Here is a 12,141-nt window from a genome sequence, read left to right on the forward strand (position 1 = left end):
GGCAGACTGCGGCCGGCGCCACTCCTACCCTAGGGGACGGGCAGGGCGTCTTTGCGTGTCTCCTTGTTCAAGGGGGCCTGTGGCGCGCACAGCAACTGCGCCGCCTTCTCTGCAATCATCAGCGTAGGCGAACACGTATTACCCGAGACAATTTCCGGCATGATCGAGGCATCGGCAATACGCAGCCCTTTTATACCGTGCACCCGCAACTTATCGTCGACCACGTCCTGCGGGCCATTGCCCATGCGGCAGGTACCTACAGGATGGAAGATGGTGGTACCAATCAAGCTGGCGGCTTGGTGCAATTGCTCTTGGGTAGTGAGTTCGGCGCCTGGCAGGTACTCCTTGGGGCCAAACGCGCGAAGGGCAGGGGCGTTGACGATATCGCGGGTCAGGCGAATGGCATCGGCGGCTACCTTTAGATCATCAGGGTGGCTCAAGTAATTGGGATCGATGAGCGGTGGTTGGTCGGGATCGGCAGAACGGATATCGACCCGCCCACGGCTCTTGGGCCTCAAGTTGCACACCGAGGCAGTAAACGCCGGAAACTGATGCAGCGGCTCGCCGAATTTGTCCAAGGACAACGGTTGAACATGGTACTCCAGGTTCGCGCTGGTTTGCCCCGGATCAGACTTGATGAAAGCCCCCAACTGGCTCGGCGCCATGGCTAACGGGCCGCTGCGGTCATACAGGTAGCGCATGCCCATGCCCACCTTGCCCCACAGACTATTGGCGACCTGATTGAGGGTGCGCACGTTGCTGACTTGATAGATCAGCCGCAATTGCAGGTGATCTTGCAGGTTACCGCCAACCCCTGGCAGCTCGTGATTGACCTTAATGCCAAGCGACTCAAGCAAAGGCCGCGGGCCAATCCCCGAACGTTGAAGGATACCGGGCGAGCCGATCGCACCGGCGCACAAGAGGATCTCGCGGCTGGCCTCGAAGGTGTGGTCCTGGCCTTGCCAGCGGGCAATGACCGTAGTCGCCCGGCCATCCCTCAGGCCCAACTTATCCACACGCACGCCAGTCTGGATGGTCAGGTTAGGCCGCTTGATCACGGGTCGCAAGAACGCCTTGGCCGAGTTCCAGCGTATGCCCGAACGCTGATTGACCTGAAAGTATCCACAGCCTTCGTTATTGCCGCTGTTGAAATCTTCGATGCTGTTGACCCCGCTTTGCGCGGCAGCCTCACGGAAAGCATCCAGAATTGGCCAACGGTAGCGCTGCAATTCCACGCGCCATTCGCCTTGGCCACCGTGGTGTTCGGAATCACCGCCAAAGTGATTTTCGCTTTGCTTGAACAACGGCAACACGTCTTTCCAGCCCCAACCGGCATTGCCCTGCGCCGCCCAACCGTCGTAGTCGGCAGCCTGGCCGCGCATGTAAATCATGCCGTTGATAGAAGAACATCCACCCAACACCTTACCCCGTGGATAACTCAGGGCACGGCCCTTCAAACCAGGTTGCGGCTCGGTCTTGAAGCACCAGTCGGTGCGTGGGTTGCCAATACAGAAGAGGTAGCCGACGGGGATATGAATCCAGGCGTAGTTATCCTGGCCGCCCGCTTCGAGCAGTAGAACGTTGATGGCAGGGTCTGCCGAAAGCCGATTGGCCAACAAACACCCTGCAGGGCCGGCACCGACTATCACATAGTCGTAAGTACGGCTGGCTGATGGCATTGAGCACCTCGCGCCGGATTATTGTTCTTGTCCTGTCCAATGTTATTGATTAGTTTCGAGTTGAAAACCAACGTTTTCACCCACCGGCTGTGCGTTTTTGAGCAGTGACCGTGAATGGCTGATTCACAAGGAAAAACATGTTCGACTGGAATGATCTGCGATTCTTCCTGGAGCTACAGCGTAGCGGCCGTTTGCTGACGGCCGCCAAGCGCCTGGGCACCACCCACAGCACGGTGGCTCGGCATATCGAGTCCATTGAGCACCATCTGGGTACGGCGTTATTCGTCCAACATGCCCAAGGCTACGAACTGACGCCGGCAGGCCAGGCGCTGCTCAAGCACGCCGAAGCTATGGAAAACGTTGCCCTGCTGGCGCAAGAGGAGATTACCCAAGCACTGAGCCCACTGGGCAAGATCCGCCTGGGGGTGACGGAAGGCATCGGCATTCAGTTCATTACCCCGCGTATTGCCGGCCTGTACCAACGTTACCCGGGGTTGGAAGTGGAACTGGTGGCGGTGCCGCGCTTCGTCAGCATCCTCAACCGTGAAGCCGAGATCAGCATCCACCTGGATAGGCCCACGGCCGATCAGTTGATTACCCGCAAGCTCACCGACTACCGCTTGGCGCTGTATGCCAGCCCGGCCTATCTGGCGAAGGCCGCTCCGCTGAACAGTCGAGAAGACTTGGCCCGGCAGGACTGGATCGGTTACGTCGACGACTTGCTGTTCAGCCAGGAGCTGCTGTTTCTAAACAGTTTCTGCCGCAACCCCAACGTGGTGTTCCGCAGTACCAGCGTGATTGCACAACAGCAGGCAGCCAGGGCAGGGCTGGGGATAGCGGTACTGCCCAACTACATGGCCCGCCACGATCCAGAGCTTACGCATGTCTTGCCTGCCGAAACCATCCAGCGCAGCTACTGGATCAGTACTCGGCGTGAGCTGCATAAGTCAGTGCGGCTGCGGGTGGTGTGGGATTATTTGGTGGAGCTATGTGAGTCGGCTAAAGACGAGCTGGACGGGTGACATCCGCGAAACGTTTGCGAGTCGAATCAAGTAGACCGCGGTGTGGCCTTCGCGGATGAATCCGCTTCTACGGGGGCAAAAAAAACCAGCGCCGGGAGCGCTGGTTTTGAGGGTCGCATTGCAGGCGTGGATCAGAAATCCAGGTTGGATACCGCCAGCGCGTTGCTCTCGATAAAGTCACGACGCGGTTCTACCGCGTCACCCATCAGGGTATTGAAGATCTGGTCGGCACCGATCGCGTCTTCAATGGTGACCTTGAGCATGCGACGCACGCTTGGGTCCATGGTGGTTTCCCACAGCTGATCCGGGTTCATTTCGCCCAGACCTTTGTATCGCTGAATGGTGTGGCGCTTGGTGCTTTCGGTCATCAGCCACTCAAGGGCTTCCTTGAACTCCACCACCGGCTTCTTGCGCTCACCGCGCTGTACGTAGGCACCTTCGTCCAGCAGGGTAGCCAGTTGCGCACCCAAGGCAGTCACGGTCTTGTAGTCGTTGCTGCCGAAGAAGTCGCGGTTGAAGGTCACGTAGCTGGCCAAGCCGTGGGAGGTAATTTCCACTTCCGGCAGCCATACGTTACGTTCGCGATCTTCGCGCAGGCTGGCCTTGTATACCAGGCCCGATTTCTCGGAGTTGCGCAGGCGAGCATCAAAGCGCGCCAGCCATTCCTGCATGCCGGCGTGATCGCCCAGTTGTTCCAGGGAAACGGCTGGCAGGTACACGAAGTGCTCGGTCAGCTCTAGCGGGTACAGGCGCGACAAACGCTTGAGGGTCTTCATCACCATACGGAAATCGTTGACCAGACGCTCCAGCGCCTCGCCCGAAATACCCGGGGCCGATTCGTTCAAGTGCAGGCTGGCGTCTTCCAGGGCCGACTGCGTCATGTACTCTTCCATGGCGTCGTCGTCTTTGATGTACTGCTCTTGCTTGCCTTTCTTGACCTTGTACAGCGGCGGCTGAGCGATGTAGATGTAGCCTTTCTCGATCAGCTCTGGCAACTGACGGAAGAAGAAAGTCAGCAGCAGGGTACGGATGTGCGAACCGTCGACGTCAGCATCGGTCATGATGATGATGTTGTGGTAACGCAGTTTGGCGATGTTGTATTCATCACGGCCAATGCCACAACCCAGCGCGGTGATCAGCGTGCCGACTTCCTGGGAAGAGATCATCTTGTCGAAACGAGCTTTCTCGACGTTGAGGATCTTACCCTTCAATGGAAGGATCGCCTGGGTCTTGCGGTTACGACCTTGCTTGGCCGAGCCACCTGCGGAGTCACCCTCCACCAGGTACAGTTCGGAGAGGGCAGGGTCCTTCTCTTGGCAGTCAGCCAATTTGCCTGGCAGGCCAGCGATGTCCAGTGCGCCTTTACGGCGGGTCATCTCACGGGCCTTGCGCGCGGCTTCACGGGCGCGGGCTGCGTCGATCATCTTGCCCACGACGGCCTTGGCTTCGTTCGGGTTTTCCAACAGGAAGTCCGAGAAGTACTTGCCCATTTCCTGTTCGACCGCGGTCTTCACTTCAGAAGAAACCAGCTTGTCTTTGGTCTGGGAGCTGAACTTTGGATCAGGCACTTTCACCGAGATGATGGCAGTCAGGCCTTCACGGGCGTCGTCACCAGTGGTAGCGACCTTATGCTTTTTCGCCAACCCTTCCTGTTCAATGTAGTTGTTCAGGTTACGGGTGAGCGCCGAACGGAAGCCCACCAAGTGGGTGCCACCATCGCGCTGCGGAATGTTGTTGGTGAAGCACAACAGGTTTTCGTTGAAGCTGTCGTTCCACTGCAGGGCGATTTCTACGCCCACACCGTCATCGCGCTGCACGTTGAAGTGGAATACTTCGTTGACGGCGGTCTTGTTGGTGTTCAGGTATTCAACGAAGGCACGCAGGCCGCCTTCGTACTTGAAGGTCTCGTCTTTACCCGAACGTTCATCCTTCAGGTAGATACCCACGCCGGAGTTCAGGAACGACAGTTCACGAATCCGTTTGGCCAGGATGTCCCAGCTGAAGTGAATGTTCTTGAAGGTATCGGCAGACGGTTTGAAGTGGATCTGGGTACCCGTGGTTTCGCTCTCGCCCACAATGGCCATCGGCGCTTGTGGAACACCGTGAATGTAGGTCTGTTCCCAGATCTTGCCGCTACGGCGAACAGTCAAAACCAACTCTTCAGACAAAGCGTTCACTACCGAAACACCTACGCCGTGCAGGCCGCCAGATACTTTGTAGGAGTTGTCGTCGAACTTACCGCCGGCGTGCAGTACGGTCATGATGACTTCAGCAGCCGAAACACCTTCTTCCTTGTGGACATCAACCGGGATGCCGCGACCGTTGTCGCGGACGGTGATGGACTCGTCCGGGTGGATGATGATGGAGATATCGTCGCAGTGACCGGCCAGCGCTTCGTCGATAGAGTTATCGACCACTTCGAACACCATGTGGTGCAGACCGCTACCATCATCGGTGTCGCCGATGTACATACCGGGACGTTTGCGTACGGCATCTAGCCCTTTCAGCACTTTAATGCTGGAGGAATCGTACGTTTGATTTTCGCTCATGCCTTCACTCCCGATGATCGTGGGTCTGGGTGATACGGCCTTGTTCCACGTGGAACAAAGCAACTGGCGTTTCCGTCTGCCAGCCTTCCCTCAATAATTCGTGGTCTACACAGGTGATAAACACCTGGCAGCGTAAGTCTTCCAACAAGCGGCATAAGGAGCGGCGGTGTTGTTCGTCCAGTTCGGACGGCAAGTCATCCACCAGATAAATACACTGGCCGCGCCGGGCTTGGCTAACCAAGTGCCCTTGGGCAATCCGTAGCGCACACACCACTAGCTTTTGCTGACCGCGGGAAAGAATGTCCGCGGCGTTGTGAGTGCCTAGTCGAAGTCGCAGATCGGCGCGCTGTGGCCCGGCCTGGGTATGACCCATTTGTTGATCACGATGCACAGACGAGGCGAGTACTTCGCTGAGTTCCCGATCCTTGTCCCAGCCGCGATAGTAACTGAGGGTCAAACCTTCAAGCTCCACCAACTCGCTCAACGTCTGCTCGAAGACTGGCTTCAAGGCTTTGATATAGGCGCGACGGTATTCATCAATTTCGGCACTGGCCAGGCACAATTCCCGGTCCCATGCAGCTTGCGAAGCAGCGTCAAGTGTACCATGCCGCAGCCACGAGTTCCGCTGCCTCAGGGCCTTCTGCAGTCTTTGCCAAGTGGACATGAAGCGAGGTTCCACGTGGAACACTCCCCAGTCCAGGAACTGGCGTCGAATTTTCGGGGCGCCTTCCAGCAACCGGAAACTGTCTGGGTTGATCAACTGCAGCGGCAGGATTTCAGCAAGTTGGGCGGCACTGCGTGCGTTCTGCCCATCGATGCGTATGGTGAAATCACCCTGTCGCTCGCGTGAAATCCCCAAGGCACTGTGGCCGCCTTCGGCTAACTCCACTTGGCCAAACACCGTGCAGGCGCCTTGCTCATACTGGATCACCGGCAGCAGGCGAGTGCTACGAAAGGAACGCGCCAACCCCAACAAATGGATGGCTTCCAGCACACTGGTTTTGCCACTGCCGTTCGAGCCGTAGAGGATATTGATGCGAGGAGAGGGGGAGAAGGTCACCGGGTGCAGGTTACGCACCGCGGTGACAGAAACGCGACTGAGGGACATCTAGAGTCTGCTGATCACGTTACAGGCGCATCGGCATAACGACGTAGGCGGAGTCGTCGTTATCGGACTCTTGCACCAAGGCGCTGCTGTTGGAGTCAGACAGAATCAGGCGAACCTGTTCGGTAGTCATCACACCCAGCACGTCGAGCAGGTAGCTGACGTTGAAGCCGATCTCCAGCGCGCCGCCGTTGTATTCCACGCCCACTTCTTCTTCGGCTTCTTCCTGCTCCGGGTTGTTCGCCTGGATCTTCAATTGGCCAGCAGCCAGTTGCAGACGGATACCCCGGTACTTTTCGTTGGAAAGGATCGCGGTACGGCTGAACGCTTCGCGCAGCGCCTGGCGATCACCCACCACAAGCTTGTCACCGCCCTTGGGCAGAACGCGCTCGTAGTCAGGGAATTTGCCATCGACCAGTTTCGAGGTAAAGGTGAACTCACCGGTGGTAGCACGGATGTGGTGCTGACCCAGGACAATGCTAACCACGCCGTCCGGCTCGGTCAGCAGGCGTGCCAGTTCCAGGATACCTTTACGCGGGACGATCACCTGGTGCTTGTCGGTCTGGCCGATATCGGCCTTCATCGAGCACATGGCCAGGCGGTGACCGTCGGTAGCAACCGCGCGCATGATGCCCGCCGACACCTCCAGCAGCATGCCATTGAGGTAGTAACGGACGTCCTGTTGCGCCATGGCGAAGCTGGTGCGCTCGATCAGTCGGCGCAGGCGGCTTTGCTCCAAGCTGCAAGTCAGCGAGCCCGGGCCTTCTTCCACGGTCGGGAAGTCATTGGCAGGCAAGGTGGACAGGGTAAAGCGGCTGCGACCTGCCTTGACCACGAGCTTCTGCTCATCGACCTTGATGTCGATCAGTGCATCGTTTGGCAGGCTTTTGCAGATGTCCATCAACTTGCGTGCGGGCACGGTGATTTCGCCAGGCTCGGCCGGCTCTTCCAGTTGCACGCGGCCTACCAGTTCGACCTCAAGGTCGGTACCGGTCAGCGACAGCTGCTGGCCTTCGACAACCAGCAGCACGTTGGACAATACCGGCAAGGTCTGGCGGCGCTCGACGACGCCGGCGACCAGTTGCAGGGGTTTCAACAGGGCTTCGCGTTGAATGGTGAAATGCATGGTCTAGTCCCTTGCCTTAATAAGCTGCACTGAGGTCATCAAGTAGTCAGTGTACGCAGCAGGTTCTTGTAGTCCTCGCGAATATCCGCGTCGGATTCCTTGAGTTCATTGATCTTGCGGCACGCGTGCAAGACCGTGGTGTGGTCGCGACCGCCAAACACATCGCCGATTTCCGGCAGGCTGTGGTTGGTCAGTTCCTTGGACAACGCCATGGCTACCTGACGTGGGCGCGCTACCGAGCGCGAACGACGCTTGGACAGCAGGTCGGAAATCTTGATCTTGTAGTATTCAGCCACAGTACGCTGAATGTTATCCACAGAGACCAGTTTATCCTGCAGCGCCAACAAGTCTTTCAACGATTCGCGAATCAGCTCGATGGTGATGTCGCGGCCCATGAAGTGCGAGTGAGCGATCACCCGCTTGAGCGCGCCTTCCAGTTCGCGAACGTTAGAGCGAATACGCTGGGCAATGAAGAATGCTGCGTCATGTGGCAGATCTACTTTCGCCTGGTCGGCCTTCTTCATCAGAATCGCGACACGGGTTTCCAACTCTGGTGGCTCGACGGCCACGGTCAGGCCCCAGCCAAAGCGCGACTTGAGACGCTCTTCCAGCCCTTCGATTTCTTTCGGGTAACGGTCGCTGGTAAGGATGACCTGCTGGCCACCTTCGAGCAGGGCGTTGAAGGTGTGGAAAAACTCTTCCTGCGAACGCTCTTTGCGAGCAAAGAATTGAATGTCATCGATGAGCAATGCATCTACCGATCGGTAGAAGCGCTTGAACTCGTTGATCGCGTTCAACTGCAGCGCCTTGACCATGTCGGCCACGAAACGCTCTGAGTGCAGGTAGACCACTTTGGCGTTGGGGTTTTTCTTGAGCAGGTGGTTACCCACGGCGTGCATCAAGTGAGTCTTACCCAAACCTACGCCGCCATAAAGGAACAGCGGGTTGTAGCCGTGCTTGGGGTTGTCGGCTACCTGCCAAGCAGCCGCGCGGGCCAGTTGGTTGGATTTACCTTCGACAAAATTCTCGAACGTGAACGTGCGGTTCAGGTAGCTGGTGTGCTTGAGCGCACCCTCGACCTGGACGTTGCGTTGTTCCGAGCGCACGGGCGCAGGCTGCGAGCTGGCGCCGGCCATCGAATCAAAGCTGTCGCGCGAAGGCTCTTCGCTATGCGTGGCTGCCGGGGCAGATACGGCAGCGCTGGTTGCAGCAGGGGCCTTGGCCACTGGAGCGGCCTGGGCTTGCTGCGCCGCCTGCGAGGCTGCTGCAGAAGCGGCCAGCGGCGCGTTGGGTGCCGCACGCGGTGCTGAGCTGCGACGGCTACCTATTAATAAGGAAAGGGCAGGCGCGATTCCGCTGCCGTGCTCTCCCAATAATTCGAGCAACCGTGAGAGGTATTTTTCGTTGACCCAATCCAGCACAAACCGGTTGGGCGCGTAGACACGCAACTCGTCGCCTTCGGCTTCGACCTGTAGCGGACGGATCCAGGTGTTGAATTGCTGGGCAGGCAGTTCATCGCGCAGAAGCTCCACGCACTGCTGCCAAAGTTCCACTGACACGGATATCCCCTGAATTGAAAGCCGGAGAGGCAAAAACAATCCCCATTGTACCGACGCCGGGCGGACTTATCCACACGTAGCTTGCTCACAGGCAATGAGAAATCAGCAGCTTAACGTTAAAAGAACCGTTCGATAGGGTGTGAATAAGCTCTGTGGATAACCGCCATTAAGGTCTATGCACAAGTAGGGGGGTTAGCCTGTGGATAACATCGCTGTGGATAACAGGCCGTTTCATGCACAGGTTATCCGAGGTCAGAGCACAGCCGCAGCACCGCTTCCTGACAAGCTACCGGTGCTCTGTACATAGCGGTTTATAAGGCCTAGAGTGGCTTATCCACAGAAAAGTGGCTGCTTAATATCTATAAGTTCTACAAAAAAGCTTTAAATAAGTCCCTTCTCTATTTTTATATTTGATCCGTGAGCCGTGCTACCCAAGCCGTCAGACCAATGGTCATGCTCATGGAAAGGAAAAGCTGGTTGGAAATTGACCTGAGGCCTTGCTTTCAATAGAATCGCCGGTCTCTTAAAACGGGGGCCATTCCGGCCCGTTGTGGACGAACCAGGTAACACGCCATGAAACGTACTTTCCAACCCAGCACCATCAAACGCGCCCGTACCCACGGCTTCCGTGCTCGCATGGCCACCAAGAACGGCCGCGCCGTACTGTCGCGTCGCCGTGCCAAAGGCCGTGCGCGTCTGGCAGTTTGATCATTCGGCACTGGGGGTGAGTCAGGACTTCAGTCGGGAAAAGCGTCTTCTGACAGCCCGACACTTCAAAGCTGTCTTTGACTCCCCAACCGGCAAGGTTCCAGGGAAAAACCTGCTGCTCCTTGCGCGCGAAAACGGTCTGGGTCATCCCCGTCTGGGGCTAGTGATCGGGAAAAAGAGCGTCAAGCTCTCCGTACAGCGCAACCGTCTCAAACGCTTGATGCGTGACTCGTTTCGCCAGCACCAGGATCTCCTGGCTGATTGGGATATCGTCATTGTGGCTCGCAAGGGCTTAGGCGATGTCGAAAACCCAGAATTGCATCAGCATTTCGGCAAACTCTGGAAACGCCTTGCTCGCAGCAAGCCGACACCAGCCAATAAGCCGGAATCTGAAGGGGTAGACAGTCAGAATGCGTAAACTGGCACTCGTTCCGATCCAGTTTTACCGCTACGCCATCAGCCCTTTGATGGCCGATCACTGTCGTTTTTACCCCAGCTGCTCTTGCTACGCGTTGGAAGCCATAGAACACCATGGCCTTCTGCGCGGCGGCTGGCTGACCATCCGTCGTCTGGGTCGTTGTCATCCGTGGAACGCCGGTGGTTTTGACCCGGTTCCGCCTGCCCCATCTCCCCGTACTTCTTCGATAGCCGAGTAATCATGGATATTAAACGCACGATCCTGATCGTCGCCCTGGCAATCGTGTCCTACGTCATGGTCCTTAAGTGGAACCAGGACTACGGCCAAGCTGCCTTGCCGACTCAGAATGTTGCTACCAACTCTGCCGCCTCGGATTTGCCCGAAGCGCCATTGGCTAACAACACTCAAGCGAGTGCCGACGTACCCAACACCAACACTGCCGCTACCGCGCCAGCTTTGGCTCCGGACGCTGGCAGCAAGAACCTGATTCGCGTCAAGACCGATGTCCTGGATCTGGCTATCGATCCGAACGGGGGCGACATTGCCCAGCTGACTCTGCCGGAATATCCGCGCCGCCAGGATCACCCTGACGTGCCATTCCAGCTGTTCGACAACGGCGGCGAGCGCACCTACCTGGCGCAAAGCGGCCTGATCGGCACCAACGGCCCGGATTCGCGCCCTACCGGTCGCCCGCTGTACACCAGCGAGCAAAAAAGTTATCAACTGGCTGACGGTCAAAACCAACTGGTTGTGGACCTGAAGTTCTCCGATAACGGCGTGAATTACATCAAGCGCTTCACTTTGGACCGCAATGAGTACGACCTGAAGGTCACCTACCTTGTGGATAACCAGAGCGCACAGCCTTGGTCCGGCAGCCTGTTCGCGCAATTGAAGCGTGACGCCAGCGCCGACCCATCGTCGAGCACCGCCACCGGTACCGCGACCTACCTGGGCGCCGCCCTCGGTACGCCAGCTGAGCCCTACAAAAAGATATCGATGAAAGATATCGACAAGGGCAGCCTGAAAGAGACCGTGCAAGGTGGTTGGGTAGCCTGGCTGCAGCACTACTTCGTCACCGCGTGGATTCCGAACAAATCGGATAACAACGCGATGTCGACTCGTAAAGACAGCGCCGGCAACTACATCATTGGTTTCACAGGCCCGACGCTGACTGCAGCGCCTGGTGCAAAAGTCGAAACCAGCGCTGTGCTCTACGCCGGTCCTAAGATCCAGGACCGCCTGAAAGAACTGGCACCTGGCCTGGAACTGACCGTTGACTACGGCATTCTGTGGTTCATCGCTCAGCCGATCTTCTGGTTGCTGAAACATATCCACATGCTGCTGGGCAACTGGGGCTTCTCGATCATCTGCCTGACCATGCTGATCAAGTTGTTCTTCTTCCCGCTGTCGGCCGCCAGCTACAAGTCGATGGCGCGTATGCGTGCCGTTGCACCGAAACTGGCAATCCTGAAAGAGCAGCATGGCGACGACCGGCAGAAAATGTCGCAAGCCATGATGGAGCTGTACAAGAAAGAGAAGATCAACCCGCTGGGCGGCTGCTTGCCAATCGTCGTGCAGATGCCGGTTTTCCTTTCGCTGTACTGGGTTCTGCTGGAAAGCGTGGAAATGCGCCAGGCACCGTGGATGTTCTGGATCACCGACCTGTCGATCAAGGATCCGTTCTTCATCCTGCCGATCATCATGGGCGCGACCATGTTCATCCAGCAGCGCCTGAACCCGACTCCGCCGGATCCGATGCAGGCCAAGGTGATGAAGCTGATGCCAATCGTCTTCACCTTCTTCTTCCTGTGGTTCCCTGCTGGTCTGGTTATGTACTGGGTGACCAACAACACGCTGTCGATTCTGCAGCAGTGGTACATCACCCGCGGCATCGAGGCGAAAGCCAAGAAAGCTGCCGCCTGACAGGTTTGATCATCTAACCTGTGGATAAACGCCCCCTCGTGGGGCGTTTTGC

Annotated in this window: 10 protein-coding genes; 5 read left to right on the plus strand and 5 right to left on the minus strand. The window is 57.4% G+C overall.

Going from position 1 to position 12,141, the window contains the following annotated elements; genetic code table 11:
- Positions 1 to 29: 29 nt before the first annotated feature.
- Positions 30 to 1,679, minus strand: coding sequence for a GMC family oxidoreductase (locus tag L9B60_RS11640; RefSeq protein ID WP_249678740.1), 1,650 nt, complete (start codon positions 1,677 to 1,679; stop codon positions 30 to 32).
- Positions 1,680 to 1,816: 137 nt separating this feature from the next.
- Between L9B60_RS11640 and L9B60_RS11645 the strand changes: the two genes are divergently transcribed.
- A complete protein-coding gene (locus L9B60_RS11645; protein ID WP_249678742.1) occupies positions 1,817 to 2,701 on the plus strand; it encodes a LysR family transcriptional regulator in 885 nt (294 codons plus the stop codon).
- Positions 2,702 to 2,832: 131 nt separating this feature from the next.
- On the opposite strand, the gene gyrB is transcribed toward L9B60_RS11645, so the two are convergent.
- From gyrB to dnaA, 4 genes are read right to left on the minus strand one after another with little or no spacing between them, the layout of a single operon-like run.
- The gene (gyrB, locus tag L9B60_RS11650; RefSeq protein WP_249678744.1) at positions 2,833 to 5,250 is read right to left on the minus strand and encodes a DNA topoisomerase (ATP-hydrolyzing) subunit B; all 2,418 of its coding nucleotides are present in this window, start codon (positions 5,248 to 5,250) and stop codon (positions 2,833 to 2,835) included.
- A gap of 4 nt (positions 5,251 to 5,254) precedes the next feature.
- Positions 5,255 to 6,358, minus strand: coding sequence for a DNA replication/repair protein RecF (gene recF, locus L9B60_RS11655; RefSeq protein ID WP_249678746.1), 1,104 nt, complete (start codon positions 6,356 to 6,358; stop codon positions 5,255 to 5,257).
- A 19-nt stretch (positions 6,359 to 6,377) separates the two neighbouring features.
- Positions 6,378 to 7,481, minus strand: coding sequence for a DNA polymerase III subunit beta (gene dnaN / locus L9B60_RS11660; protein ID WP_249678748.1), 1,104 nt, complete (start codon positions 7,479 to 7,481; stop codon positions 6,378 to 6,380).
- A 38-nt stretch (positions 7,482 to 7,519) separates the two neighbouring features.
- Positions 7,520 to 9,040 (minus strand): chromosomal replication initiator protein DnaA, encoded by a 1,521-nt coding sequence (gene dnaA, locus L9B60_RS11665; protein WP_249678750.1) that lies wholly within the window; start codon positions 9,038 to 9,040, stop codon positions 7,520 to 7,522.
- Positions 9,041 to 9,613: 573 nt separating this feature from the next.
- Here dnaA and rpmH point away from each other — a divergent pair.
- Genes rpmH through yidC form a run of 4 tightly spaced genes read left to right on the plus strand, consistent with a single transcriptional unit; the run spans position 9,614 to position 12,089 of the window.
- On the plus strand, positions 9,614 to 9,748 hold the full coding sequence (rpmH, locus tag L9B60_RS11670; RefSeq protein WP_003213577.1) for a 50S ribosomal protein L34: 135 nt from the start codon (positions 9,614 to 9,616) through the stop codon (positions 9,746 to 9,748).
- 16 nt (positions 9,749 to 9,764) lie between these two features.
- Complete coding sequence (gene rnpA / locus L9B60_RS11675; protein ID WP_249679716.1) at positions 9,765 to 10,166, plus strand: ribonuclease P protein component; 402 nt, start codon at positions 9,765 to 9,767, stop codon at positions 10,164 to 10,166.
- Positions 10,159 to 10,404 (plus strand): membrane protein insertion efficiency factor YidD, encoded by a 246-nt coding sequence (gene yidD / locus L9B60_RS11680; protein ID WP_249678752.1) that lies wholly within the window; start codon positions 10,159 to 10,161, stop codon positions 10,402 to 10,404. Before rnpA ends, yidD begins: the two co-directional genes overlap by 8 nt.
- 2 nt (positions 10,405 to 10,406) lie before the next feature.
- Positions 10,407 to 12,089 carry a membrane protein insertase YidC gene (gene yidC / locus L9B60_RS11685; RefSeq protein ID WP_249678754.1) on the plus strand — a complete coding sequence of 561 codons (1,683 nt, stop codon included), beginning with the start codon at positions 10,407 to 10,409 and terminating at the stop codon, positions 12,087 to 12,089.
- Positions 12,090 to 12,141: the final 52 nt, after the last annotated feature.

Source organism: Pseudomonas abieticivorans, assembly GCF_023509015.1.
Taxonomy (GTDB): domain Bacteria; phylum Pseudomonadota; class Gammaproteobacteria; order Pseudomonadales; family Pseudomonadaceae; genus Aquipseudomonas; species Aquipseudomonas abieticivorans.